This window comes from Halorussus sp. MSC15.2, from assembly GCF_010747475.1.
Taxonomy (GTDB): Archaea; Halobacteriota; Halobacteria; order Halobacteriales; family Haladaptataceae; genus Halorussus.
Window position 1 is genome coordinate 1 of record NZ_VSLZ01000004.1, and the last position, 25,475, is coordinate 25,475.

Annotated in this window: 23 protein-coding genes and 1 pseudogene; 14 read left to right on the forward strand and 10 right to left on the reverse strand. The window is 66.2% G+C overall.

From position 1 onward, the window contains the following. Positions 1-1,171, forward strand: a 1,171-nt coding sequence (locus FXF75_RS14965; RefSeq protein WP_163522674.1) for a Xaa-Pro peptidase family protein, incomplete at its 5' end; no start/stop codon positions are given. A 118-nt stretch (positions 1,172-1,289) separates the two neighbouring features. Here FXF75_RS14965 and FXF75_RS14970 read toward each other — a convergent pair. Beyond that, positions 1,290-2,173 (reverse strand): annotated as a pseudogene (locus FXF75_RS14970) (ABC transporter ATP-binding protein). Next, positions 2,170-3,282 (reverse strand): iron ABC transporter permease, encoded by a 1,113-nt coding sequence (locus tag FXF75_RS14975; protein WP_163522675.1) that lies wholly within the window; start codon positions 3,280-3,282, stop codon positions 2,170-2,172. The pseudogene FXF75_RS14970 and the gene FXF75_RS14975 overlap by 4 nt, the downstream one beginning before the upstream one ends. 133 nt (positions 3,283-3,415) lie before the next feature. Here FXF75_RS14975 and FXF75_RS14980 point away from each other — a divergent pair, with 133 nt between their 5' ends. Beyond that, positions 3,416-4,207 carry a winged helix-turn-helix domain-containing protein gene (locus FXF75_RS14980; protein ID WP_163522676.1) on the forward strand — a complete coding sequence of 264 codons (792 nt, stop codon included), beginning with the start codon at positions 3,416-3,418 and terminating at the stop codon, positions 4,205-4,207. 117 nt (positions 4,208-4,324) lie between these two features. Next, positions 4,325-4,555, forward strand: coding sequence for a zinc ribbon domain-containing protein (locus FXF75_RS14985; protein ID WP_163522677.1), 231 nt, complete (start codon positions 4,325-4,327; stop codon positions 4,553-4,555). 35 nt (positions 4,556-4,590) lie between these two features. Here FXF75_RS14985 and FXF75_RS14990 read toward each other — a convergent pair whose 3' ends face one another. Beyond that, a complete protein-coding gene (locus tag FXF75_RS14990; protein WP_163522678.1) occupies positions 4,591-5,238 on the reverse strand; it encodes a cyclase family protein in 648 nt (215 codons plus the stop codon). A 144-nt stretch (positions 5,239-5,382) separates the two neighbouring features. Here FXF75_RS14990 and FXF75_RS14995 point away from each other — a divergent pair, with 144 nt between their 5' ends. From FXF75_RS14995 to FXF75_RS15005, 3 genes are all read left to right on the forward strand, one after another. Then, entirely contained in the window at positions 5,383-6,021 is a 639-nt protein-coding gene (locus tag FXF75_RS14995) for a metal-dependent hydrolase (protein ID WP_163522679.1), read from the forward strand. Between the two features lie 194 nt (positions 6,022-6,215). Further along, complete coding sequence (locus tag FXF75_RS15000; RefSeq protein WP_163522680.1) at positions 6,216-10,748, forward strand: PAS domain S-box protein; 4,533 nt, start codon at positions 6,216-6,218, stop codon at positions 10,746-10,748. A 134-nt stretch (positions 10,749-10,882) separates the two neighbouring features. Continuing rightward, entirely contained in the window at positions 10,883-12,814 is a 1,932-nt protein-coding gene (locus FXF75_RS15005) for a DNA mismatch repair protein (RefSeq protein WP_163522681.1), read from the forward strand. 52 nt (positions 12,815-12,866) lie between these two features. On the opposite strand, the gene FXF75_RS23130 is transcribed toward FXF75_RS15005, so the two are convergent. Beyond that, the gene (locus FXF75_RS23130; RefSeq protein WP_275897422.1) at positions 12,867-12,989 is read right to left on the reverse strand and encodes a hypothetical protein; all 123 of its coding nucleotides are present in this window, start codon (positions 12,987-12,989) and stop codon (positions 12,867-12,869) included. A gap of 269 nt (positions 12,990-13,258) precedes the next feature. On the opposite strand from FXF75_RS23130, the gene FXF75_RS15010 reads away from it, so the two are divergent. Continuing rightward, a complete protein-coding gene (locus tag FXF75_RS15010) occupies positions 13,259-15,514 on the forward strand; it encodes a HEAT repeat domain-containing protein (protein WP_163522682.1) in 2,256 nt (751 codons plus the stop codon). Here FXF75_RS15010 and FXF75_RS15015 read toward each other — a convergent pair whose 3' ends face one another. Then, complete coding sequence (locus tag FXF75_RS15015; protein WP_163522683.1) at positions 15,515-15,754, reverse strand: hypothetical protein; 240 nt, start codon at positions 15,752-15,754, stop codon at positions 15,515-15,517. Between the two features lie 204 nt (positions 15,755-15,958). On the opposite strand from FXF75_RS15015, the gene FXF75_RS15020 reads away from it, so the two are divergent. Beyond that, complete coding sequence (locus tag FXF75_RS15020) at positions 15,959-16,705, forward strand: hypothetical protein (RefSeq protein WP_163522684.1); 747 nt, start codon at positions 15,959-15,961, stop codon at positions 16,703-16,705. 98 nt (positions 16,706-16,803) lie between these two features. After that, on the forward strand, positions 16,804-18,084 hold the full coding sequence (locus tag FXF75_RS15025) for an ABC transporter substrate-binding protein (RefSeq protein WP_163522685.1): 1,281 nt from the start codon (positions 16,804-16,806) through the stop codon (positions 18,082-18,084). Between the two features lie 259 nt (positions 18,085-18,343). Here the strand turns inward: FXF75_RS15025 and FXF75_RS15030 are convergent, their stop codons facing one another. Further along, on the reverse strand, positions 18,344-18,547 hold the full coding sequence (locus FXF75_RS15030; protein ID WP_309221834.1) for a hypothetical protein: 204 nt from the start codon (positions 18,545-18,547) through the stop codon (positions 18,344-18,346). 423 nt (positions 18,548-18,970) lie between these two features. On the opposite strand from FXF75_RS15030, the gene FXF75_RS15035 reads away from it, so the two are divergent. Then, positions 18,971-19,534 (forward strand): response regulator transcription factor, encoded by a 564-nt coding sequence (locus tag FXF75_RS15035; protein ID WP_163522687.1) that lies wholly within the window; start codon positions 18,971-18,973, stop codon positions 19,532-19,534. Between the two features lie 432 nt (positions 19,535-19,966). Here the strand turns inward: FXF75_RS15035 and FXF75_RS15040 are convergent, their stop codons facing one another. Together FXF75_RS15040 and FXF75_RS15045 are read right to left on the reverse strand one after the other, a co-directional pair. Further along, positions 19,967-20,509, reverse strand: a complete 543-nt coding sequence (locus FXF75_RS15040) for a DUF192 domain-containing protein (RefSeq protein WP_240334701.1) — start codon at positions 20,507-20,509, stop codon at positions 19,967-19,969. A 33-nt stretch (positions 20,510-20,542) separates the two neighbouring features. After that, on the reverse strand, positions 20,543-21,019 hold the full coding sequence (locus FXF75_RS15045) for a DUF456 domain-containing protein (protein ID WP_163522688.1): 477 nt from the start codon (positions 21,017-21,019) through the stop codon (positions 20,543-20,545). 184 nt (positions 21,020-21,203) lie between these two features. Here FXF75_RS15045 and FXF75_RS15050 point away from each other — a divergent pair, with 184 nt between their 5' ends. From FXF75_RS15050 to FXF75_RS15065, 4 genes are all read left to right on the forward strand, one after another. Beyond that, positions 21,204-22,094 carry a ParA family protein gene (locus tag FXF75_RS15050; RefSeq protein WP_163522689.1) on the forward strand — a complete coding sequence of 297 codons (891 nt, stop codon included), beginning with the start codon at positions 21,204-21,206 and terminating at the stop codon, positions 22,092-22,094. After that, positions 22,091-22,483 (forward strand): hypothetical protein, encoded by a 393-nt coding sequence (locus tag FXF75_RS15055; protein WP_163522690.1) that lies wholly within the window; start codon positions 22,091-22,093, stop codon positions 22,481-22,483. The genes FXF75_RS15050 and FXF75_RS15055 overlap by 4 nt, the downstream gene beginning before the upstream one ends. 455 nt (positions 22,484-22,938) lie before the next feature. After that, entirely contained in the window at positions 22,939-23,328 is a 390-nt protein-coding gene (locus FXF75_RS15060) for a hypothetical protein (RefSeq protein WP_163522691.1), read from the forward strand. A gap of 131 nt (positions 23,329-23,459) precedes the next feature. Next, positions 23,460-24,128 carry a hypothetical protein gene (locus FXF75_RS15065; protein ID WP_163522692.1) on the forward strand — a complete coding sequence of 223 codons (669 nt, stop codon included), beginning with the start codon at positions 23,460-23,462 and terminating at the stop codon, positions 24,126-24,128. Between the two features lie 78 nt (positions 24,129-24,206). Here FXF75_RS15065 and FXF75_RS15070 read toward each other — a convergent pair whose 3' ends face one another. Together FXF75_RS15070 and FXF75_RS15075 are read right to left on the reverse strand one after the other, a co-directional pair. Beyond that, a complete protein-coding gene (locus tag FXF75_RS15070) occupies positions 24,207-24,500 on the reverse strand; it encodes a PadR family transcriptional regulator (RefSeq protein ID WP_163522693.1) in 294 nt (97 codons plus the stop codon). Positions 24,501-24,602: 102 nt separating this feature from the next. Continuing rightward, a complete protein-coding gene (locus tag FXF75_RS15075; protein ID WP_163522694.1) occupies positions 24,603-25,337 on the reverse strand; it encodes a minichromosome maintenance protein MCM in 735 nt (244 codons plus the stop codon). Between the last annotated feature and the right edge of the window lie 138 nt (positions 25,338-25,475).

The window sequence follows — 25,475 nt, forward strand, 5'->3', positions numbered from 1 at the left end:
CCGCGCGCTCGAACGCATGCGGGAGGCCGGACTCGGGAGCATGCTCCTCGTGAACGACCCCAACGTGCGGTACGTCACCGGTCTTGCCATGACCGGCGGGAGCGGGGCCGACCACTACACCCTCCTGACCGAGGACGGCGACGTGGTCCACTGGGACACCGCCGACCACGCCAGCAACCAGCGGTTCAACTGCCCGTGGCTCGACGACATCCGGTACGCCGCGCCGGGACTCGGGAACGTCCCGCGGGCGTCGGGCAGCAGTTCGGCCCGGGACTGGTTGAAGGGCAAGATGGCCGACCTCGTGGTCGAGGCGATGGCGGAGTACGGCGTGAAGAAAGAGCCGATGGGCATCGACGTGGGGAACCGGTCGCTCCTCTCGAAGTTCGAGGAGCGCGGCGTGGACGTGCGACCCGGCGACTGCGCCGACGTGATGGAGGACGCTCGGAAGGTGAAGACCCGCGACGAAATCGAGTGCCTGCGGATGGTCGCCGCGCTCTGCGAGGCCGGATTCCAGCGCATCACCGAGACCGCCAAGCCCGGCATGCGCGAGTCCGAGGTCTGGGGCGAGGCGACGAAGGAACTCTGGCGACTCGGCGCGATGGTGCAGGGCGGGTACGTCACCTCCGGACCGAACACGTGGCCCAAGCATCAGGCCAACACCACCGACCGCGTGATTCGGCCCGGCGACCTCGTGTACGCCGACTTCTACAACATCGGCTTCATGGGCTACCGCTCCTGTTACTACCGCACCTTCAGCGTGGGCGAACCCACGCAGGCCCAGAAAGACGCCTACGAGAAGGCCCGCGACGACCTCTACGACGTGCTCGAACGCATCGAACCCGGGGCGACGACCGACGAAATCTGTCAGGGCTTCCCCGACGAGGAGGGCGAACACATGGACTGGTACGGTGCCGACGAGTTCTGGGAGATGACCACCAACCACTGGGCGCACGGTTTGGGTCTCCAACTCTACGAGGTCCCGCTCATCTGGCGAGGTCTCTCGCCCGACCACCCCATCGAAATCGAGGAGGGGATGACGATGGCCGTCGAGACGATGCGCCCCGCCGACCGACAGGGCGTCCGCGTCGAGGAGATGGTGGTCGTCCGCGAGAACGGCGTCGAGATTCTGAGCCAGTGGCCCGTCGAGGAGATTACGACCATCGAACACTGAGCGGACGCGTCCGGCGGGTCCGCCGCTTCGGGTGGTTCGAGTACTTCGGCCACTTCCGGTGCTTCGGCGATTTCGAGTGCTTCGACTGTTTCAACTGGAAGTGGCGTCTCGATGCGAATTACTCGTCCGGGAGCGCCCGCTTGGGCTGAATCCGGAGTTCCGGCGACCGCGTGACCGCGGCGTCCACGCCGAACACGTCGGCCAGCAGTTGCTCGGTCACGACCTCTCCGGGCGGTCCCCAGTCGTAGATGCCGCCGTCGTCCATGGCGACGATGTAGTCGGCGAACCGGACCGCCTGCGACAGGTCGTGGAGGACCACCGCCACGGTGACGCCCTCCTCTTCGTTGAGACGGCTGACCGTCTCCATCACTCGAAGTTGGTGGTGGAGGTCGAGGAACGTCGTCGGTTCGTCGAGCAACAGTACGTCGGTCTCCTGTGCGAGAACCATCGCTATCCACACCAACTGCTTCTGCCCGCCGCTCAGCGCACCGACCTCCCGGTCCCGGAGGTCGTTCACGCCCGCGAGGTCGATGGCTCGTTCGACTGCGTCGTGGTCCTCTGCAGAGACGGAATCGAAGAACCCGCGGTGGGGGTAGCGACCGTGGTACACCAGTTCCTCGACCGTGATACCGCCCGGCGAGTCGTTCTCCTGGGACAGGTGGCCGAGTTCCCGAGCGAGTTCCTTTCCACCGTACTCGCTTATCTCTCGGCGTTGAGCGCGACGACGCCCCGGTCCGGGTCGAGGTGGTCCGAGAGGGATTTGAGCAGGGTACTCTTGCCGCTGCCGTTCGGGCCGACGAGTGCGGTGATTTCGCCCTCGGGAACGTCGATGCGCGGACACTCCACGACGGGGTCCTCCGTCGTCGGGTAGCCGACTTCGAGGTCCTCGGCGACCAGCGCGCTCTGGACTTCGACGGGTTCGCCCTCGCCGCCATCGCCGAGAGTAGTCGTCGCGTCGATGCTCCGCTCGCCGCGTTCCTTCGCGTCGGTTTCCTGCGTCATAGTTCGCCTATCTCCTGTTGTTTCCGCATCAGATAGAGGAAGTACGGTCCGCCGACGAGTCCGGTCACGACGCCGACCGGGACCTGCGTCGGACTGAGCGCGAGTCGCGCGCCCACGTCGGCCACCACCACGAGCGCAGGACCCGCGAACACGCATCCCACTACCAGACGCTTGTAGTCGCTCCCGACGAGGGTCCGGACCATGTGGGGTACGACCAGACCGACGAAACTCACGATGCCAGCCACCGAGATGGCCGCGCTGGCCGCGAGGACCGCCACGCCCGCCAGCGCGAACCGCACCTTCTCGACCGACATACCGAGCGACTTGGCGGTGCGCTCGCCGAGCAGGAGGACGTTCAACTGCCGCGACCCTATCAGCGCGAGACCGACCGAGAGGACGGTCCACGGCAGCGCGATTCGGACCTGCTCCCAATCGACGCCCGTGAGCGACCCGGTGGTCCACGCGATGGCCGACTGGACCACCCCGAGGTCCTCGGCGAGGTAGAACAGTCCCTGCTGGAGCGACCAGAAGACGGTGCTGACGATGACGCCCGCGAGGACGAGTCGGACTGGACTCGTCCCGCCCTTCCACGCGATGAGGTAGACGAGCAGGAACGCCAGCGCACCGCCGAGCGAGGCGAAGATTGGGAGATAGGGCGCGAGTCCCGAGAACACCACGAGGGTGAGCAGGACCGCGAGACCCGCTCCGGAACTCACGCCGAGGACGTACGGACTGGCGAGTTCGTTCCGGGTCACGGCCTGAAAGATGGCCCCCGAGACTGCCAGATTCATCCCGACGAACGCCGCCACTATCACTCGCGGCAGTCGGATGTTCCAGACCACGAGTTGCTGTCTGGACATCTCGGGCAGTTCACTACCGAGCAGGAACGCCTGCCAGACCTGCGGGTCGAAGACGACGTCGGCGTCGAACACCGCGTGCCACGCTTGGGCCAGCGTCATCGAGTACGTCCCGAAACTCACCTGCACGAGTCCCGCCACGACGACCACGGCCACGCTTCCGAGGACGACCGTAGCGAGCGACGCGTCTATCCACCCGAACCAGCCGGATTCGGTCGGCGTCCGTTCCTCCGTCCGAGTGTCGCTCGCCATTCTCTTGTTTAGGCTACCCTAAATTCACACAAAGGGGTTTCGGTACGACGACGAACGGACGCCCGCTCGAACGTCGTATCCTGCCGACGTGACAGGGACAAAATTATATCCGGGTCGCCGCCAACAAGCCGGTATGGCCGACCTGCTGCCCTCCAGTCCCGACCCTTCGGCCGGAGACGGGGGTGAGCCTCGGGTCGTCGGCGTGGACAGCGACGACGCCGACGACCTGCTCGCCGCCCTCCAGTCGGAGACCGCCCGCGATATCCTCGGGGCGCTGTACGACGACCCCGCGACGCCGTCCTCGCTCGCTGAGGAGGTCGATACTTCCATCCAGAACGTCCGATACCACCTCGAACGACTCGAAAACGCCGACCTCGTCGAGGTCGCCGACACCGTCTACTCCGAGAAGGGCCGCGAGATGAACGTGTACGCGCCCGCCGCGAAACCGCTGGTCGTCTTCGCCGGGAGCGACGACGACGCGCCCGGTGTCGAGTCGGCGCTCTCCCGACTGCTGGGCGCGCTGGGCGTCCTCGGGCTGTCGAGTCTGCTCGTCCAGCGGTTGTTCGGCGGTCGAAACGCGGGGGGTGCGGTCGATACCGACCTTACGTGGCAGGGCGGCGACTCCGCGGCCGCGACGACGACCGTGGCCGAGAACGCGACCGCGCCCGGCCCGAACGGCGGGGCCTCCGGGACCGCCGAGTCGGGACGAACGGTCGCGGAGGCGACTCAAACCGCGGCCCAGACCACCCAATCAGCGGCGGAATCGACGGGGACGTTCACCGAGGAGGTTGCCCGGACTACGACCACCGTCACCGAAGCGGGCGGGGCCGCCGTGAGCGGACTCCCGCCGGGACTGTTGTTCTTCGCGGGCGGGGTGGTCGTACTGCTCGCGTTCGGAGTCGCGTGGTACCTGCGCGCCGACTGAGGCGGTCGGACTCCGGCTAATTCGGTTCCGAAATCCCGCGGCTAAATTTTCCGCGATATCTCCGGTAGGTGTGGAAAAACGGTGGGTCTTTTATATGATGGTGCGGTTACTAACAGTATGGAACAACTGCTCGAGAGTCGGGAGACCGACACTGACGACGTAGACCTATCCCGCGGCGCGGACGACTTCGACTCGCTCCTGTTTTGTGGCCGATGCGGCGAGCGATTTCAGGCCGCCGAGGCTACGGACGACGGGTGGTACTACCGATGTCCGAACGACGACTGCGACGCGGAGGGCATCCACGAGGACCTCTATCCGGTGAAGGACGTGCTTCCATCGACGCACTGATACGCGACCGTACGGTTCCTTCGTCCAGTCCCACTTTACCACACAGCGACGGCCCTGACCGGCGACCCGTCGGCCCCGGCCAGCGCCAGCGGATACGCCCGGAGTTCGAACCGCTCCGGGAGGTCGTCTGTCCCCGTCAGGTTCTCGACGACGAGCAGGTCGCTCCCGAGCAGTTCGCGGTGGGCCGGAACCCCGTCGGGTTCGCCGTCGCGTTCGGCGTCCCGCGCGCTCGGCGACGGGTCCGGACTCAGCGCGTCCGTCCCGACGTGGTACCCGCGCTCGGCGCACTTCGCCGCGGTCTCCCGAGCCAGATACGGATGGTCGTAGTAGCGCTCGGTCCCCCAGTGGTCGTCCCATCCGGTCCGGAAGACCAGCATCTCCGCGTCCGCGTCGTCCGGCACGCTCTCCGGACAGACGGGGTCGCGCGCTCCCGACGACGAGCAGTCCACGAGACGGGCGTCGAACGCGAACCGTTCGACCGCGAACTCGTCCAGATTCTTCCCGTCCGGTTCGGTGTGACTCGGCGCGTCCACGTGCGTTCCGGAGTGAGTGCCGAGGCGGACCTCGGTCACGCGATAGCCGTCCGACGCGTGGGTCGCCGCGGGGGTGCGTTCGACCGGCGGGTCGCCCGGGTAGACGGTGACGCCGTCGTCGAGCGGTTGGGTGAGGTCGCGAGTTGGCATGGTCGGTCTTCGGTCCCGCCCGACTTTCGTCCGTCGGAACCGAGCGCGTAGGAGACTCGCCCTCGAACGTGGCGGTTAGTCCCCGCGGGTCGTGACCGACTGACACGACACGGCTTTACCGTCGGCCGCCGTACTCTCCGCCCTATGATGGCGACCACCCACGCTCTGTTCGGCGTCGTCCTCGCCAGCGCCGCGGCGGGCGTCGCGCCCGAGTTCGCGCCCGTCGCGCTCGCGACCGGCGTGTTCGGGAGCGTCTTCCCCGACCTCGACCTCTACGCGGGCCACCGCCGGACGCTCCACTTCCCGGTCTACTACGCGGTCGCCGCTCTCGCGGCCGTCGGTCTCGCGGTTCTGGTTCCGGTCGCGGCGACCGTCGCGCTCGCGGTCTTCCTCGTCGGGGCCGCCGCTCACTCTGTGATGGACGCGTTCGGCGGCGGTCTCGAACTCAAGCCGTGGCTCGCCGAGTCCGAGCGTGCGGTGTACGACCACTACCGCGGGCGGTGGGTCGCGCCGCGGCGCTGGATTCGCTACGACGGCGCGCCCGAGGACTTCCTCCTCGCCGTGGTCTTCGGTGCCCCGATGCTGGTGGCGTACGACGGCCCGGTCAGGGCGTTCGTGGCGGCGCTGCTGTTGGTCTCGGCGGGGTACGCGCTCGCGCGCAAGCACCTCGCGTCGTTGGCCGAGCACCTCGTTCGATACGTCCCCTCCGGCGTGCGTCCGCACCTCCCCGAGCGGTTCCGCGACGGGAGCGACCCGACGCCGCCCGCGGAGTCGGGTGATTGACTCGTGTCTCATGCATCCGTACCGGTCACCGTTTTGTCGGTCGAACCATCGGCCGATGCGAGTTTTAAGAACGATTCTAGAGACAGGAATATAAAGATATGGGGCCGCTGAATGGATTTTAACTGCAATATGTGGGGCGACGATTTTGGTGAGAACGAAACGCTAACAAGCGCGGAGTGTCTGTCGTGGTAACGATGCAAAGGCCCCAGGGGGAACGGAGTCGAAGGCGGGGTGCGACGCGCCAGATAGTCTACGTCGGCGACGAGACGCGGGCCGCGGCCATCACCGAGGAGTTGACCGACGCCGAACTCAGTTGCGCACGTCACGGCGCGGCGGCACTCGACCACGTCGAGACCGCCGACGCCGACTGCGTGGTCGCCGAGACCGACCTCCCGGACGTGGACGGTGCCGAACTGCTCGACGCCGTGGCGGAACTGTACCCCGACACCGCACGCGTGTTGCTCGCGGAGTCGGTGGACGACGCGCCGCCGGACGTCGCGTTCGTCCCGACTCGACCGCGGGCCGGACTCCCGGCGCGTGCGGCCCGGCGCGTCGAACGTGCCATCGAGTTCCGGACCGCTACCGGCGAACGCGACCGAATCACCGACCGGTTCGAGACGCTGGTCGAGGAGTCGCCCGACCCCATCCTGACATTCGACGAGAATTTTGATGTGGTGTTCGCGAACGAGGCCGTCGAGCGCGTGTTCGGGTACGACCCGGAGTCGGTCGTCGGCGAGTCGGTCCTGTCGCTGCTCGACGAGTCGGTCCGCGACTCCGTGGCGGAGACCCTCGAATCGGTGTCCGAGGACGAGGGCCACCTCCAGCGCGACTACGCGGAACTGCCGGGCGAGCACCGCGACGGCCGCGAGGTGCCGCTGGCGGTGTCGTACCGCGAGACCGAACGCGGCGACGACCACTACTTCTCGGCGGTCGTCCGCGACGTGAGCGAGCGCAAGCGACTGGAGGACCGCCTTGAAGCCGAGAAGCGAAAGACCAGAGAACTCCACGAGGTCGCGGTGATGCTGGAGGAGGGCGACAGCGTCGAGGAGGTCTGCCGACTGGCGGTCGAGACCGCCGAGCAGTTGCTTGAGTTCGACCTCTGTGCGGTCGATACCCTCGAAGACGGCGAACTCGTCCCGCAGGCCGTTTCGAAGGGGGTCCCGTCCGACGGCTACTACACGACGACGCCGGTCACGGCGGACGATAAACTCGCGGCGCGCGCCTATCGGAACGGCGAGACGCTCCGGACCGACGACCTCCACGAGGAGGGCGTGGACCCGGCCGAGCGGGGGTACCGCGCGGCGTTGACCGTCCCCGTCGCGGATTTGGGCGTGTTTCAGGCCGTCTCGAAGGAGGCCGGCGCGTTCGGCGAGAGCGACCGCGAACTCGCGGAACTGCTGACCTCTCACCTCGCGCAGGCGCTCAAGCGAATCCGGTCGGAAGCGGCCCTCGAAGCGGAGCGCGACCGATTCGCCGCGCTGTTCGAGAACACCCGCGACGCCGTCGTCTACCACGACATCTGTGACGGGGAGCCGGTTATCAGGTCGGTCAACGAGGCGTTCGAGGAGGTGTTCGGCTACGACGCCGAGAGCGTCGTCGGCGAGTCGGTGCTGGACCGCATCGTCCCCGACGACCACATCGAGGAGGCCAAGCGCCACGTCGAGCAGATGCGCCGGGGCGAACACGTGGACGCGGAGGTGCGCCGCGAGACGGCGACCGAGACGCGCGACTTCCTCGTTCGGACCGCGAGCATGCCGGGTCCGGATTCCGGCGGGTACGTCATCTACACCGACATCACCGACCGTAAGCAGCTGGAGCGGGACCTGACCCGCCAGAAACAGAAGATAGAGGAACTGCATCACGTCGCGGTTAAACTCGAAGGCTGTGACACGCCCGAGGAGATATTCCGCCGGACCGTCAACGCCGCCGAGGAGATTCTGAAGTTCGACATCTGCGGCGTGGACGTCGAGGAGGACGGTTTCCTCGTCCCGAAAGCCACGTCGTCGGAACTGGACGAGACCGGGTACGACGTGCTTCGCGCCGACGAGGGTCTCGCTGGCGAGACCTACCAGACCGGAGAGACGTTCGTCGTGGACGACGTCTCGGAGGTCTCGGACGTGGAAATCGTCAGCGAACGGTACCGGTCGCTGCTCAGCGTCCCGTTCGGCGACGAAGGGGTCCTGCAGGCCGGGTCCCAGTTGCCGGGCGAGTTCGACCGCGAGGACGCGAAACTGGCGGAGTTGCTGGTCACCCACGCCGCCGAGGCGCTGGCCCGCGTCCAGTCCAAAGAGGCGCTCCGCGAGGAACGGGACCGATTCGCGGCGCTGTTCGAGAACGTCCCCGAACCGACCGCTCGGTACCAACTCCGCGACGGCGAACCCGTCATCGAGTCCGTCAACGAGGCCTTCGAGGACACGTTCGGCTACGACACCGAGACGGTCGTCGGGGAGTCCATCGACGACCTGCTCGTCCCCGATGGCAAGTCCGGCAAGGCCGAGCGACTCAACCAGCAGGTCCAACGGGGCGAACGCGTGGACGTGGAAGTCCAACGCGAGGCGGCGGACGGGACCCGCGACTTCCTGCTCCGCAACGCGGAGGTGTCCGGCGACGGCGGCAACTACGTCATCTACACCGACATCACCGAGCGCAAGCGCAACGAGGAGCGCTACCGCACGATGACCGAGGACGTGATGGACAACACCGACGTCGGCATCTTCGTCCTCGACGACGAGTTCGACGTGGCGTGGGCCAACGCCGCGGTGTCGGAGTACTTCGGTCTCGACCGGGAGACGGTCGTCGGCGCGGACAAGCGAACCCTCATCGAGGAGCGGGTCAGCCACCTCGTCGAAGACTCCGAGCGCTTCGTGGAGACGGTGACCGCGACCTACGACGACAACACCGGTCTCGAAGAGTTCATCTGCAAAGTGCGGTCGAACGAGGACGGCCGAGAACGCTACCTCCAGCACCGCAGCAGACCCATCGAGTCCGGCCTGTACGCCGGCGGTCGAGTCGAACTGTACTACGACGTGACCGAGAGCGTCCAGCGCGAGGAGATGCTCGACGCGCTCCACGACGCGACCCGGGACCTGATGGCGGCCGAACGCCAGCGCGACATCTGTGAGACCGCGGTCGAAACCGCGCGCGAAGTCCTCGACATCCCGCACTCGTCGGTATTCAAGTGGGACGACGACAGCGAGCGCCTCGAACCGTACATAATCCCCGACGACACCGTCATCGACGTCAGTTCCGTTCCCACCTTCGAGTCCGGCAACGGCATCGTCGGTACCGCTTTCGAGGACGGTGAGGCGCTCACCTTCGACAACGCCTGGAACGACACGCGCGCCCACGAGGACGGGTCCGAGGGGATTCGGGCGTTCGGCGCGTTCCCCCTCGGCGACTGGGGCGTGATGACCGTCGCTTCACCGACGGTCGGGGCGTTCGACGACTACGAGATGGACCTCGTGCGGGTGCTGGCCGCCAACGCCGAGGTGGCGCTGAACCGGGCGGCCCGCGAGGCCGAACTCGCCGAACAGCGGGGGCAACTCGCCGAACTCGACCGAATCAACGCGGTCATCCGCGACGTGGACCAACTGCTCGTCCGGACATCGACTCGCGAGGAGATAACGCAGGCGGTCTGCGACCGCCTCGCCGAGTCCGCCCAGTACCAGTTCGCGTGGGTCGGCGAGAGCATGGCCGGGTCCAACGATGTCGAACCGACCGCGTGGGGTGGTCCCGAAGAGGGGTATCTCGACCGAATCGTCGAGATGCGCGACGAGACCCCGACCGGCCCGGCCCAGCAGGCGATGGAGACCGGGTCGGTGCAGGTCGTCCAGAGCATCTCCGACGACGAGGACTACGAACCGTGGCGCGAAGCGGCGCTGAAGCGGGGCTTTCAGGCGCTCGCCGCGATTCCGCTGCGCTACCGCGAGACGGTGTACGGCGTCCTCTGCGTCTACGCCGACCGGACGAACGCCTTCGACGCCCGCGAACGGGCGGTCCTCGCCGAACTCGGCGAGACCATCGGCCACGCCATCAACGCCGCCGAGAACAAGCGCGCGCTGCTCTCGGACGGCGTGGTCGAGGTCGAACTCGAAATCCGCGAGGGCGACGGCTTCTTCTTGCGCACCCCGCGCGAGGAGGGCGGGACGTTCACGTTGGAGGGCGTGACGATGACCACCGACGGGTCGTTCGTCTACTTCGTGACGGTGGACGGAATCGACCCGGACCGGGTGCTGGCGCTGTCCGACGACGCGCCCGACGTGGAGCAGGCCCGACTGGTCAACGAACACGACGACGGCGACCTGTTCGAGTTCGTCTACACCGGCCCGTCGCCGTTACAGGCGCTGTCGGACCACGGCGGGACGCTCCAGTACGCGGAGTTCACGGCCGAACGCGCCCGGAGCGTCGTGGAACTCCCCCGGAACGTGGACGTCCGGCCGGTCGTGGAGTCGATTCAGGAGGAACTCCCCGGGACGAGAGTTGTCGCCCAGCGCGAGCGCGAGCGACCCGCCCGGACGGTCGAGGAGTTCCGGACCGCGCTGGAGGAGGACCTCACCGAGCGCCAACGGTCCGCACTCGACGCGGCCTACTACGCCGGGTTCTTCGAGTGGCCCCGCGAGAGTACCGGCGAAGAGGTGAGCGACTCGCTGGGCGTCTCCGCTCCCACCTTCCACCAGCACCTCCGCGTGGGCGAGCGGAAACTGCTCTCGGCCTTCCTCGACGAGTAAACCGCGTCGAAACCGCACTACGGCGCGTCGCCGCGGTGACGGAGACCCACGGGAAACGGGGCGTCCGTGATTCTACCCCGGCAATCGGGGCGCGTTGTGCAACCATTAAGAGCCGGGAGCCTCAGGTCTCGGATATGCGACTGGAGGAGTACTGGGGAGTCGGACCCAAGACGCGCGAGCGCCTCGAAGCCGAACTCGGCACCGAGCGCGCGGTGGAGGCCATCGAGACCGGGGCGGTACGGGCGCTCGTCTCCGCGGGGTTGTCCCGCGGGCGCGCCACCCGCATCCTCCGGCGGGCCAACGGCGGCGAGGGGATGTCGGTGCTGGCGACCCGCGACACCCGCGCCGTCTACAAGGAACTGCTCGACGTGGCCAGCGACTACGCCGTGACCGAGGACGCGGCCGACCGTATCCGAGTGCTGACGCCGCTGATGGAGCGCGACCGAGCGACCGAGCGCCTCGACGCCGTGATGGACGCCGCGGAGTCGTGGGGCCGACTCGACGCCGAGACCCGCGAGCGAGTCCTCTCGGCGTTCGCCGAGTTCGCAGAGGACGAGCGCATCGGCGACGACGAGGCCGCGGTTCGGACCGTTCTCGCGCTCCGCGAGGCGGGCCTCTCGGACGGCGGCTCCGCGAGTAGCGAGGGACGGAGTCCCTCGGACCGTTCGAGCGGGCAAAGCCCGCGAGAAGACGAAGCGAGTGGAGACTCGTCGGACCCTCTGTCCGACGGCGCGTTCTCGCGAGTGGCCGACATCGACGGCGACGACCTGCGAGCCGCCGCCTCGGCGCTGGCCGACCTCGACGGCGGCGACGTGGCCCGCGGCGTGGACGACGAACTCGACGCGCTCCGCGACTCGCTGGAGAGCGTCGAGGCGCTGTCGGCCGACTCGCTCGACGCGATGGAGGAGATACGCGAGGAGGCCCGCGCCGGGGCGGAGTTCGGCGAGGTCGTCGTGGACTACGTGGCCAGCGAGACCGAGGCCGGGTTCCAGCGCGTCCGCGACGCCACGCCCGACGACGCGGTGGACGCCGCCGACTTCGTGAACGCCACGCTCCGGGACCTCACCGACGACCTGCGAGAGACCGTCGAGGAGCGCGAGCGGTCGGTCGCCCGCCGGTTGCGGGGCCGCATCGCCGAGACCCAGAGCGCCATCGACGCCGCGAAGGCGGCGGTTTCCGATTTGTCCTTCCACCTCTCGCTGGCCCGCTTCGCTCACGACTTCGACCTCACTCGGCCCGCGTTCACCGAGAACGGCTTCGCGGTCAGAAACGCACGGAACGTCTCCATCGAAGCCAGCGGCGAGGCGGTCCAGCCCATCACCTACGCAGTCGGCGGCCACGACCTGTCGAGCGAGTCGGCGTCAGACGCCGACCCGACGCCCCCGGACGGCGACCGCGTGTCGGTCCTGACCGGCGCGAACTCCGGCGGGAAGACGACCTTGCTCGAAACGATGTGTCAGGTCGCCCTGCTGGCTCAGATGGGGCTTCCGGTGCCCGCAGAGCACGCGGAGGTCTCCATCTCGGAGGACATCGTCTTCCACCGGCGTCACGCGAGTTTCAACGCGGGCGTGCTGGAATCGACGCTCCGCAGTATCGTCCCGCCGCTGACCGACGGCGCGAACACCCTGATGCTCGTGGACGAGTTCGAGGCCATCACCGAACCCGGGAGCGCGGCCGACCTCCTGCACGGTCTCGTCCGCCTCACGGTCGATAGGGGCGCGCTCGGGGTGTTCGTCACCCACCTCGCCGACGACCTCAAACCCCTGCCCGAGAAGGCCCGGAAGGACGGCATCTTCGCCGAGGGACTGGACGACGACCTCGAACTCGAAGTCGATTACCAGCCCAGATTCGGCACGGTCGGCAAGTCCACGCCCGAGTTCATCGTCTCGCGCCTGCTGGCGGGCGCAGACGACCGCACGGAGCGCGCCGGGTTCGAGACCCTCGCCCGCGCGGTCGGCGAGGAGGCGGTCCAGCGAACGCTCGACGACTGGTCGCCGGAAGCGAGCACCGCCGAGCGAAGCGCGGCGAGCGAAACGAACGCGTCCGGTTCCGGCGACGACGACTGACGCGATAGCCGACGCTCCCGAGCGTTCCGTCCTCCTGCCACCCTGCGCTCCGTCAGAAGAACATCACCCACGCGATGAGTCCCATCGTGAGAACCGCCAGCAGCGTCGGCAAGAGTGCCAATACCACCGTCGTGAGTCGGTCCAGTCGCTTCTCGTTGTCTACGGGCTTCAACACGCTATATCCGCACTCCATGCACTGCTTTCGGTCTGTCGCGTGTTGCCGCCCGCAGTCTTTACATTTCCACTGCTTTGGACCGAGACCCATGCGTTGACCGACTCGATGGACGCATCTGTGTTAGGTTTTGCGACCTGTTTGACGCCCGAACGTCACTCGGTAACGAATTCACTAGAATTTAAGTTTCTTCACGAACACTTAACGATGTGTCTCGTTCACAATCTTCGGTTTCCAACACCCTGTTGGAGGGACCGACGGCAACCGAGGGTGTGACAGCGGCGGTGTTCGACGAACTCGCCCGCCCCGTCGAGCGGAATCTCCTCGTCGTCTCCTACCGGCGTTCCCCCGACGTCTGGCTTCGTCAGTGGCGAACGAACGTAGGAGAACTGCCACCCGAGGTCGGATTCGTCCACGTCGGCGAAACGACGCGCTCGTCGGCGACGGCAGTTTCCTCCGAGACGAGTTCGACCGCGCGTTCGCGCCCTTCCGCCGACACCGCCCCGTTCGTGAAAACGGTCTCGGACCCCACCGACCTCGCCAGCGTCGGCGTTCGCGCCAGCGAGTACCTCGACACGTGGGACGGTAACGGTCGCCGGACGGTCGTCTGCTTCGACTCGCTGACGGCGCTACTGGAGACCGTCGCCCTCGACCGTGCCTTCCGGTTCCTCCACCTCTTCGCGGGCCGCATCGAGAGCGTCGATGGTCGGGGCTACTACCTGTTGCACCCTTCGCTCCACGACCAGCAGTCGCTCTCGGCGTCCGCGAACTCGCGGACGCCGTCGTGGACCTCGACGCGACTCGACGAGACTGACTGTCAGGTGCTGCCGAAGGTCCGACGGAATCGACGCTGCACGAACCCTTGCCGAGACTATCACTCGTTCTCTTCTGAACGGCACCGAGTGCCGGTGAAGGAACACTTATCGATTCGCGTGACATCGGTCCAACCGATGGACGGACGCGACTCCGACGACCGCGAGCGGGCCGACCGCCTCCGGGAACAGGCCCGCGAGCGGTGGGGGACGGTGGACGACGACGCCGACGTCGCCGCGTCCAGACTCGACAGCGACGACCCCGAGGAGCGCGCGGCAGCGACGTGGACCCTCGCGGAAATCGCGGCCGACGACCCCGACCGCTCGCGGCGACTTCCGGTCGAGTCCGAACTCGCGCCGCTGTTGGACGACGACGACCGGTGGGTCCGCCGCGGCGCGTCGTGGGCGCTGGCGACCGTCGCCGACCAGCACCCCCAGCGCGCCCGCACCGCGCTCTCGGCGGTCACCGAGAGTCTGACGGACGAGGACCCCCTCGTCCGGGAGAACAGCGTGCTCGCGTTCGCCGACGTGGCCCGAGAGTACCCCCACGCCGCCGAACCCGCGCTCGGTCGTCTCGCGGACCTCGTCGCGGACGGCGACGGACTCGTTCGCCGGGTCGCCGCCGAGACGCTCCGGCGTCTCGTCACTCGACTCGACGAGGACGGGTTCCCCGAGACCATCGAGGCCACGCCGGACGTCGCCGAGATTCTGACCGGCGACGCCGACCTCGTCGCGGTGACCGACGAGTCCGGCGGGAGCGGCCGCCCGATACGAATCCGCGGCGGAGCGACCGACGACGAGGCGGCGGGCGACCGGAGCGGTGGCGACGACGAGGTAGACGAGTCGCTCGGACCGCCCGATTCGATTCCCTCGGTGCCCGCAGTCCTGCCAGAACGCGGCGGGTTCGAGCGGTTGACCGACCTCGGGGAGGGTCCGCTGACGAACGCGACGAAGGCCCGCGCCCCGACGCCGGGCGAGGGCGGCCGCCACGTCGTGGTCGCGCTCCGGACGCTCCGGCCGGACGCGGGCATCGACCCGTCGCGCGTCGAGACAGCGATTCGGGCGTGGTCGGGCGTGGACGACCACGCTCACGTCGCTCCAATTCTCGCACGCGGGGCGACGCCCCGACCGTGGTTCGCCACCGAGTTCATGGACGGTGGGAGTCTCCGCGACCACCTCGGGTCGGTCGGTCTCGACCGCGCGGTGTGGTACGCCCACTGCGTCACCACGGCGGTCTGTCACGCCCACGCCCGCGGCGTCGTCCACGGCGCGCTCCGCCCCGGTGCAGTGGGTCTCTCGCGCACGCTCGGCGCGTGGCCGGTCCCGAAGGTCGGCGACTGGGGGTTCGGCGACCTGCTCGGGGAACTCCGCGACCCGCCGGTTCCGCCGGGCTACGCCGCGCCCGAACACGTCGCGCCCGAGGCGTTCGGCCGCCCGGACCCAGCGACCGACGTCTACCTCCTCGGCGCGCTCTGTTACGCCCTGTTCGCCGGGCGGCCGCCGTTCGCCGGCGACACCGGAGAACTCCCGCGGCAAATCCGCGAGGCGGACCCTGAACCGCCGAGCGCCCACGTCGAGGACGTGCCCGAGGCTATCGACGAGTTAGTCGGGCGGGCGCTCACGAAGGAGAAGCGCGCGCGATTCGAGACCGCCGAGGACTTTCGCCGGGAGTTAGAGGTGGTCGCGCGGGACCTGCCGCTGTCGTTCGACGTGTAGCTACCGCCCGCCTGCCGGACTGTCGTCGTGGAAGTAGACCACGCGCTCGCTCTCGCTCCGGGCGCGCTCCTCCTCCGCATCGTACCGAGTCGCACACCGCCGGGCATACTTCGTGAGCGCGGAGAACGGCGGCCCGCCGAACACGTCGGCCCAGCGGTCGCCGCGCTCCACGACGACGCGCTGGTCGTAGGCTTTGCCACAGACCGGGCAGGGCGTCTCGTCCGGGTCGTGGGAGTGCACGTCGAACTAGACGGGAGCGAGCGGTTTCAATCTCCCGGCGTTCGGGAACTGGTAGTTCGGTCCACCGCCGACCGGTGGCCTAGTTCGACGACTGGTCTTCTAGTCCGAGTTCGGAAGCCCGCCCGTCCCCTCGAAGTTCGTTCCGACTGCGGAGCGACGGGACTCCGCCCGTATTTAAGTGGCCCCGATGCGACGTTTCGGGAAATGACGGCGCTCGCGCCGCTCTCCGTCGAAGCGACCGGCGACCCGAGCGCCGCGGTCGTCCGCTTCCTCGGGTCGGTCCTTGTCGCGGTGTCGGCCGGAGTGTTCGGGTTCTACGCGGTCAGGAACCTCCGACTGAACCGACTGGAGTCCCAGCGCCCCTTCTGGCGCTACCTCGGGGCGGTCGGGGCGACCGCCGGACTCTTCGGTCTGTTCGGCGTCGCCGAATCGGTCGTCAGTTCTCGGGTCCTGACCGCGTTCGGCCACGGTGCCCTGCTGTTCTGCATCGTCTTCCTCGCGTTCTCGATGCGGGAGGTCTACTACAACTCGGCGCTCGCTCCCGCGCCGGACGACCAGCGGTTCTCGCTCGCCACGCTCCGCAGAGTCGAGGCCGCGTTCGTCGTGGTAATCCTCGTGGAGTGGGTCGCGGTTCTGCTCGTCGCTCAGACGGCCGTCGCCGAGGTCGTCAAGGGTCTCGGCAGCGTCGCGTTCGCGGCCTACGGCGTGGTGTTCGCCGAGAAACTGGAGTCGATGGCGCGCGGCACGTCGCTCGACACGCTCCGCCGTCATCTCCTGCCGGTGCTGGTCTCGTTGGCGGGTCTGGGACTCGCGGACCTCGGCGTCCTCGTGGGATTCAGTCCGGTGGTCGTGGGGGCCGTCGAGAACGTCTTCGTCGTCCTCGTGGCCGGGTTCCTCATCACCACGACCATCCGACTCCAGCAGAACGTCGAGGGTCTGTCGGCCGGGTAGCTCTCGGAGTCGCAGGGGTTTCGTTCGCACCGTTCTCCCGTCGTATTCGGAGGAAACGATTAGTGTTTGTGGGTAGTTACCGTGTCTGGGTGTTACCGATGGGAGCAAACGACGACACGCTATCGAGACGCACGTATCTGAAAGCGACCGGCGCGGCGAGCGCGGCCGGACTCGGCGGACTGTCCGGTCTCCTCGGACAGGACTTCGAGACGCTCGAAGTTCAGCACTGGTGGACTGGGGGTGACGGTGCAGAGGCGATTCAGGCGCTCTTCGAGGGGTTCCAACAGAAGTATCCCGACATCAAGGTCAATCAGAACCCCGTGGCGGGTGGCGCGGGCCAGAACCTCCACACCGTCATCAAGAAGCGGGTACTCAACGACAACCCGCCGAGTTCGTGGCAGGCGTGGCCGGGTGCGAACCTGTTGCCGTTCACTCGGGCGAACAAACTGGAGAACATCGAGGAGTCGGTCTGGTCGAAGAACGACATGAAGTCGGCCTACTTGAAGGGACCCAAGCAGGCCGCTCGACCGTCGGGCAACTACGTGACGGTGCCGCTGAATATCCACCGCATCAACAACCTGTTCTACAACGTCAACGTTGTCGAGCAGGCGGGCGTGGACCCCTCGTCAATCTCGAAACCCAGCGACCTCTTGGGCGCGATGAAGCAGGTCAGCAACAACACGGAGGCCGCGGGGATGGCCCACCAGACTAAATCGGGATGGTCCACGATGCAACTCTGGACGACCGTCCTGCTGGGCGAACACGGACTGGACACCTACACCGCCTTCACCGAGGGGAAAGTGACGCAGAACGAACAGGCCATCAAGAACTCGCTCCAAATCGTCAAGGACTACAAGCAGTACTTCAACGACGACGCGGGGTCCATCGGCTGGACCGAGGCCAACAAGCGCATACTCAACGGTCAGGCCGCCTTCTTCCACCAAGGCGACTGGGCAGCGGGCATGTACTCGCCGGAGACCCTAGAGTTTCAGAAGGGCTGGAATCAGGTCACGTTCCCCGGGACCGAGGGCCTCTACATGCTCAACATGGACTCGTTCCCGTTCCCGACTAACAACCCGTCGCCCGAGGCGACCACGCGGTTCCTTCGCTACGTCGGTAGCGTCGATGCCCAGAAGCGGTTCAACCCCAAGAAGGGGTCGATTCCGCCGAGAACCGACGTGCCCAAGGACGCTTTCGGGCCGTTCCTCCAAGGTCAGATGGAGGACTTCAAGCAGTCGAAGGCCCAACCGCCCTCGACTACTCACGGTCTCGCGGTGCCGCCCGAGACGCTGACCAACCTCGAAGACGCCATGGCGACGTTCATCTCGTCGTGGAACGTCGACCGGGCCTACGACGGTATCGTGCAGGCCTTCCAGTGAGGACTGTCGGACTTACGGGTACCGACCGCGGACGACCAGAGTCCGACCGCCCGGTCGTCCGTCTTCGCGACGCTGTCGCTCGGGACGTGAGAATCAGGGCGGCGAGGACCGCCCCGGTTGTCAGAGGCACAGTAATTAATTTACGACTCCCTTGCCTGCGACGCCGGGGCGTGGGACCCCTGCAGGCAGGAATATCTACGACCGTTACGTGGATAGGTGTACTGCATGATATGACGGGCCTTTAAGTCCCCTCCGGGACTTACGCAGTCAGTTCTGCGTCTTCCGGAACCGAGACTGGCCGCGGCAGGTACAACCGTTTTCGCGCGTCGGGGACGTACATCTGCTCTTCGATGAGTCCGTCGTCTTCGAGTTTCGTCAGTGCGTCGCGGGTCGTCCTCGCCGGAAGGAGCGCTTGCCGACGAATCTGCCCTTGGGTCAACGGACTGTCTTCCTGCTCTAACACTCTGTAGACGAGTTTCGCACTCGGCGGGAGTTCTAGGAGTCGCTCGAATCGTTGTTCCGGTGTCGTCTCCGGTTCACTGCCCGTGGCAAAAACGATCACTGGGTTTCGACATATCCATCTGGACGTAGAGACCGAACCGATTTAGTTGTTGCGGTCGGTTCGGTGAAGAAATGTTCGGAGGCTGATTCTCGACTCCCGTTCTCTCCCGATGGACGACCTGATTGGGACGTCGTTCGACGGCGCGTCGGTCACGAACACCGTCTCACGTCTTCGGCTCCAAATAACGGACGGAGGGCCGACGAACCTCCGATTTGCTGCGGGAAACTCGGACTGTTTCGATTCGATAACCACAAGATATAAGTCCATATTGTCGCATCATTCAGTCAGTAACCAAAGGCCGTTCGAGTCGCGCCTGTCACGACCATGTCCCCCGATCAATCGACTGTTCTCGTCGTGGACGACGAGCAAGACGTTGCCGACCTCTACGCGATGTGGTTAGAGAACGACTATCGCGTGCGGAGTGCCTACGAGGGCGATGCGGCACTGGACGTGCTCGACGAATCTGTCGACGTCGTCCTCCTCGACCGCCGGATGCCGGGCCAGTCCGGTGACGAGGTCCTCGCGGAGATTCGAGACCGCGACCTCAACTGCCGCGTCGTCATGGTGACCGCGGTCAAACCGGACTTCGACATCTTGGAGATGGGGTTCGACGACTATCTGGTCAAACCCGTCTCGAAAGACGACCTCCACGAAACCGTCGAACAGATGTTGACTCGCGTCGATTACGGCGCGAAGCTACAGCAGTACTTCTCGCTGGTCTCCAAACGAGCGGTCCTCGAATCCGAGAAGGACGCCGAGGCGCTCGAATCCAACGACGAATACGCCCAACTGGAGACCGAAATCGAGTCGCTGCGGACCGAAGTGGACCATTCTCGCGACCAACTGGACGACCACGACGACTTCGTCGGGGCGTTTCAGGACCTCTGAGGCCCCCACCGTCGTCTCGCATTTTCCCCAACGCGGCGTCTCCACGACCGGCCGGCGGCGATTCCCGTGAGGTCCGTGGAGTTCCAGGTCGGTTAAAATAGTTTCGTGTTGGGGGCTAGCCCAATCCTTCGACTGCGACCTGTGATACTGGCGGAACTGCCCGCTACCAATACGGGGTCGGCCAATCGTCACGTCACTGAGTGGTGCCGCTGTCCGACGAGTTTACTCCCGGAAATCCATCGACTCACAGAACGCTAACGCAACCGTTTACGTAACTGTAAACGTTAACGCAAACGACTTTTGTCTTCGAATCTGCCAGTAACTACCTGATTGCGTCGAAAGAATGTACCTCGTGTACCCCTACCCGAGGTATTATTTCGGTCTCACCAATCACATATATGCTTTGTGTTCCGACGAACGACGGTCCGCGCGCTACTCCACGGTCGGCGGGGTCCCGTTGAACACGAGTTCGGTCCCCGGTCCCACGCCGGTCCGGTTCGCGAACCCTCGCGGGAGTTCGACGACGTACTTCGCCTGGCCGTCGCTTGGGTATCTCCGTAACTCGTCCGTGGACGCGTTCGGCTGTGGACTGGCGTGCCGGACGTTCAGTACCGTTCCGTTGGGTGCGACGAATATCATGTCCAGCGGAATCAGGGTGTTCTTCATCCAGAACGACACCTGCTGGGCGTCCTCGTAGACGAACACCATGCCGCTGTTGTTGGCCAGTGACTCGCGGTGCATCAGTCCCGACTGACGCTCTTCGGGTTCGTCGGCGACTCGCAGGCTCACGGTGACGTTCTCTCCGTCCTCCACCACGAACGTCGCGTTGACGACTCGTTCGACGTCAGTCGTCGTCGGCGGTGTCGTCGAAGACCCTCCTCGGTCCGCGTCACCCGTGATGGCACCGCTCATTCCGCCTGCACAACCTGCGAGCAGGACCATCGCCCCCACCAGAAGCGCGGCGTACGACTCCATGCCACACTACTACTCCGTGCTTGGACAAAAAGGTTAGAACGCCACGAACAAGAACGCGACGAGCAGCGAGAGCGTGACGACCAACTGCACGAGCGCCGACCCCAGGACTCCGACCGCGGCGAAGACGGCCGCGCGGGTACCCTGCTCGGCGCTTCGGGTTCGATAGAGTTCCGCGACGAACACCGCGCCTGCGACCCCGAGAACGAGTCCCACCGGCCCGGCGACGAACAGGAGTGGAACGCTGACTAAGGTCGCTACGACCACCGTTTTCGTCGAGGCACCGCCGGCGCTCGCGGCGAGTGCTCCGCCGAACTGGTCGGTGACGATAGCGGCGACTCCGACCACTGTGAACGCGAGCAACGCCCACGGTCCCGGTTCGGCGTAGCCGGTGGACCACCAGTAGAGGTAGATTCCGAGCAGCGACAGGCCCGCGCCGGGGACGAGGGGCACCACGCTCCCGACGACCCCAGCAAGCAGGATAGCCAGCGCAACGAGGACGAACGGTTCCATACGATTCGACTTCGGGTTCGCGCCCGTTAGCGATTCCGGCCTCGGTCGCGAACGCTCGGGGGCGTTTACGTTAACGAAAACGCATCCGAAAACGGTACTGGATACGCAATCGTAAATGTTGTTTCCTACACACGTGTCTGACGAAGGATTAAATAGGTCGTTTGCGTTTGCGCAAACGCAAATTATGCCTCGCTCCATCCGAGCCTGTACCTTCCTCGACAAGGGCGGTACGGGCAAGACGACCACCGCGGCCCACCTCGGCGTGGCGCTCGCCGAACAGGGCAACGACGTGTTGCTCATCGACCTCGCGGGCAAGCAGGGTGACCTCGTGAAGCACTTCGGACGTTGGGAGACCGTCGAGCGCCAGATAGCCGAGGACGACGACTGGCCCAACATCTCCACGGTCTTCCAAGACCAGTGGAGCGCCATCGCCGAGAAGTTGGGCGACGCCGCGGTCGAAGGACTCATCCTCGACACCGACGAGGGCGTGGACCTGATTCCCGCCCACCCCGGTCTTGACAGCCTCGACGCCGAACTGGGTAACATCGACGACGCCCACGACCGCTACTCGCGACTCGATACGTTCTTGGACGAGTACATCGAACCGCTGGGCTACGACGCCATCCTCATCGACCTGCCGGGTCTGACGAACAACGTCAGTTACAACGGTCTCTGGGCCGCCCGGAACGTCATCGCGCCGGTCGAGATGGGACCGTTCGAGTCCGAACAGGCCGAGGCGCTCCGGGCCGACCTCGACAAAATCGGCGCGAACTTCGGCGTGGACGTGCGACTCGCCATGGTCCTCCCGAACAAGGTCGACACCCGGACGAAACTCGCCGAGGAGTACCTCGACGCCTTCGAGGAGGCGTACCCCGACGCGTTCGTGTCGTCGCACGTCCCGGTGAGCCAAGACATCCGGAACGCCGCCGAGTCGGGCCGGACCGCGTTCGCGCTCGAAGAGCCATCGACGACTGCCGCGCGCGCACGCGAAGCATTTCTCGAAACTGCCGCGACACTGACCGAGCGGTTGGAGCGCGCCGAACCGGCAGCGACCACGGGAGGTGAGACGGCGTGAGCGACCCCGACCTCGAAGAACTCCGCCAGCAGACCCAACGCACCGACCGTCTGGCCGAACCGGCGAGCAGGGAGGACGAGAGCGACGATTTGGTGGAGGACCTCGTCGACGCGCTCGCGGCCATCGACTCGGGCGAGCAGGCCAAGACGTTCGCGGCCCGCGACGAGTCGGTGACCGCGCTCCTGACGACGCTGGCAGAACGCGAACAGGACCTCGAAGCGGTCGGGACTTCGCTTCAGAGCGCGCTGGGACGGGACGTGGACCGCGACGCGCTCGACCGGAGCGAGGTCGTCCGACTCGCGGTCCGTCTGGGTCTGCGGGAAGCAGCCCCGGAGTATCTGGACCTCCTCGCGGACGCGTCGGGTGAGTACGCCCGACGCAACTTCTGACAGGCCGTATCACAGCCGTTTTCGAAATCGTTTTCGACTGCGTTTCCGTTGTGCGTTTACGGCCACGTTGTCGAATTCACTCGCTTTTCGTTTCCGATATCGTTCGCGGTATCGTTTCCGTTATCGTTTACGAAAATGAAATCGTTTCCACGGCTGTTCACGTGTGGATTTTGATTCGATTCAGTCTCGCGACGCGCCCGCCTTCGTCTCGGCATGTGTTCCGCGCGAATACGAAAACGTATACGTAAACGTCTACGCAAACGTGGTTGTAGCAGATAGGTTGAGCAGTATTCGTCACCGAAGCCCACACGACTCGGTGGTACGGTGGACGGAAACGTATCCGTAAACGAAATCGCAAACGATTTCAAAAACGTAAGCGTCCACTACCTGCGAACGATATTGGATTCTGACACGCGACGTAGAGATTGATAAGTGATGACGATGTACTATCGCCCGTGACCGACGACGCGCCGACGTTCGACATCCCGCGCCGCCCCGAGCGCGTCTACCCGCGCGACGGGGGCGTGGAGTACGAGGGGGGAACCGTCTTTCGTCTCTCGCCCGAGCCGGAGCGTCCCGAACGGGAGTTAGCCGCGCTCGTCGAGGGCGTTCTGGACGGCGACCGCTACACCTACGGCGACTGGTTCGAACTCCCCGCGCCGGTGTATCTGGTCCACGACGAACGCCACTCTACCGCCTTCCGCATCGTGATTCGCTACGGGAGCGTGGAGTTCCACGTCCTGCCGGAGACGGCGGAAGAGGCCCTGCGTGGGATGTACTCCCGACTCCGGGAGTTCGGCGAGTGTCGGTGGAACGTCGCTTGCGAGACGACTCGGCCGGACTGACCCCTCCGCCTTCGACTTTACCTCGAACCCGTATCTCGCGTCACGGTGGCCTCCAACTTTCGTTCTCGGACCATCGACGGGTCCCCGCGAGCGCGGTAGCTTTTTACCGTCCCCGCGACACCGCAGACGTAATGAACCTCCCCACGACCGACGACGCCGAATTGCGCACGAGCGACACCGCATCCGAGATGTGGGAGTTCGCCGAGGACGCCGACCCCGCGCAGGCCCGGCGCGCCTACCCGAGCGGGTGGCTCTGGCTGACGGGCGAAGAGTCTGTTCGGTCGCTTCTCGCGGCGTTGCTCGACGCCGACCCGGACGCCCGTTACGGCGAGGACGACCTGGCGTCGCGTTCGGACCTCTCCGAGGCGGCGGTAGCGGAAGCCATCGACGCGCTCATCTCGCTCGGCGTGCTGGTCGCCGACGACGGTGCCTACCGCGTCAACGAACACGCTATCGTCTACCACGCGGCGCGGGAACTCTCGGCCGCCGTCGAGACCACCGGCGCGCCCGACGACGAGGGCGGGTTGGCGTACCTCGCGCGACTCGAATCGGTGCGACTCATGCTCGACGCGCTGTTGGAGGCCGACCCCGACCAGTCGCTCACGCAAGAGGACGTTCACCTGCTCACGGGCGTCTCGCGCAAGCGGGTCTGGCTTCACGTCGAGAAGTTAGTGGACCTCGGCGTCCTCGAAGAGTCCGGCGACGAGTACGTCGTCGGACCCGATTGCACCGTCCTCCGGTGGGTACAGTCGCTCGATGCGGCGGTCGTCGGTGCGACGCTCGCCCCGTCGCATCCCTGAATTCGCGGTCGTTCCTTCCGGTCGCTTCGATTTCGGAATCTCGTCTCTCCGTGACTCGTAGGTACGGTTCGAACGACGTTACGCGGTCGCTTCCTGTGGCAGGTCCACGTACTGGGACTCCCACTCGCGGCGGGCCTCGATTTCTCGGTCGCCGCGGCGGGTCAGGGTGTAGTAGTTCGTCCGACGGTCGCGCTGGCCCTTCTCGACGAACCCTTTGTCCACGAGGGTATCGAGGTTCGGGTAGAGTCGGCCGTGGTGAATCTCTTTCTCGTAGTACGATTCGAGTTCGTCCTTGATAGCGAGACCGTGCGGTTCGTCTAACCCCGCGATGACGTATAGCAAGTCTCTCTGAAAGCCTGTCAGGTCGTACATCGTCTCCCCTTTTAGATTGGAACCTACCTATCGGGAAAAGGATGATGGCCGTTTCGAGAACCGAGACCTGTCACGGTCAGAAGATAGCGAAATCGACCGACGCTACGGGTCTGCCCCCGTTAAGCATTCCATACTCACTGATTCGACCCACATGTCGCCCACCGCGGAGTCGTCGGCCCGACTCGCACGAGGGACGCCGACTATCCGCACTTCGTCGCCCTCCGACACTGTGCCCGTCAGGTCGTGTTCGAGCAGGACCGGGAGTCCGTCGCCGCCCGCCGGGTCCCGCACCGTCACCTCTTGGGCATCGACGTACTCGCTCGCCTCCGGCGCGAACGAGAGGTATCCGACCGAACTGCACCGCGGACACTTGGCGTTCGTCCGGAACTCCCGGCCCGACTGGGCGACGTGGCGCGTGACCGCCTCGCACTTCGCGCACCGGAACCCCGCACGGACCACCTTCGGCCGGAGCGGCCCTGTCTCGGCGACGACGCCCCGCATCGTGTGGAGGCTGTTGAGGTGGGTCGCCCGGAGGTCCGAGAGCGCCACCTCGCTCTCCGCGGGGAGGTCGCTGATTCGGAGGTAGACGTCGCGGAGGTCGCGGTCGGACTCCCCGGAGAGGAACCGCGAGAGCGCGGCCTTCCCCGCTCGCAACGCTTCGTCGGGGTTCGAGAGCAGCGGCCGCACGAATCGGTAGTCGTGACCGAACCGGTCGCAACTGACCGACAGCGCGCGCTCGTCGGGGTAGTTCTCGACGAACCGGCGCACCGACTCGTCGCGGTCGCGGTAGACGTACTCGCACCACTTCTCGGTCAGGTCGCCGTTTCGCACTGCCATGGACGACCGTTCCGGCGCGTCGGTCTTTGTTACACACCTCCTGCCGGTCGCTCGTCCGACTTAGCGTCGTCCTGTGGTCGCAGTGCGGTCGGGCCTCGACGGAGGCGTCATCGTCTCTAGTGCCGGTATCGCCCGCGT

Bases quoted from the DNA above. Each gene is read 5' to 3' on its own strand.
- FXF75_RS14975 (WP_163522675.1), bottom strand. From the start codon at position 3,282: ATGGCGAGCGACACTCGGACGGAGGAACGGACGCCGACCGAATCCGGC.
- FXF75_RS14980 (WP_163522676.1), top strand. From the start codon at position 3,416: ATGGCCGACCTGCTGCCCTCCAGTCCCGACCCTTCGGCCGGAGACGGG.
- FXF75_RS14985 (WP_163522677.1), top strand. From the start codon at position 4,325: ATGGAACAACTGCTCGAGAGTCGGGAGACCGACACTGACGACGTAGAC.
- FXF75_RS14990 (WP_163522678.1), bottom strand. From the start codon at position 5,238: ATGCCAACTCGCGACCTCACCCAACCGCTCGACGACGGCGTCACCGTC.
- FXF75_RS14995 (WP_163522679.1), top strand. From the start codon at position 5,383: ATGATGGCGACCACCCACGCTCTGTTCGGCGTCGTCCTCGCCAGCGCC.
- FXF75_RS15000 (WP_163522680.1), top strand. From the start codon at position 6,216: ATGCAAAGGCCCCAGGGGGAACGGAGTCGAAGGCGGGGTGCGACGCGC.
- FXF75_RS15005 (WP_163522681.1), top strand. From the start codon at position 10,883: ATGCGACTGGAGGAGTACTGGGGAGTCGGACCCAAGACGCGCGAGCGC.
- FXF75_RS15020 (WP_163522684.1), top strand. From the start codon at position 15,959: ATGACGGCGCTCGCGCCGCTCTCCGTCGAAGCGACCGGCGACCCGAGC.
- FXF75_RS15025 (WP_163522685.1), top strand. From the start codon at position 16,804: ATGGGAGCAAACGACGACACGCTATCGAGACGCACGTATCTGAAAGCG.
- FXF75_RS15035 (WP_163522687.1), top strand. From the start codon at position 18,971: ATGTCCCCCGATCAATCGACTGTTCTCGTCGTGGACGACGAGCAAGAC.
- FXF75_RS15040 (WP_240334701.1), bottom strand. From the start codon at position 20,509: ATGGAGTCGTACGCCGCGCTTCTGGTGGGGGCGATGGTCCTGCTCGCA.
- FXF75_RS15045 (WP_163522688.1), bottom strand. From the start codon at position 21,019: ATGGAACCGTTCGTCCTCGTTGCGCTGGCTATCCTGCTTGCTGGGGTC.
- FXF75_RS15050 (WP_163522689.1), top strand. From the start codon at position 21,204: ATGCCTCGCTCCATCCGAGCCTGTACCTTCCTCGACAAGGGCGGTACG.
- FXF75_RS15065 (WP_163522692.1), top strand. From the start codon at position 23,460: ATGAACCTCCCCACGACCGACGACGCCGAATTGCGCACGAGCGACACC.
- FXF75_RS15070 (WP_163522693.1), bottom strand. From the start codon at position 24,500: ATGTACGACCTGACAGGCTTTCAGAGAGACTTGCTATACGTCATCGCG.
- FXF75_RS15075 (WP_163522694.1), bottom strand. From the start codon at position 25,337: ATGGCAGTGCGAAACGGCGACCTGACCGAGAAGTGGTGCGAGTACGTC.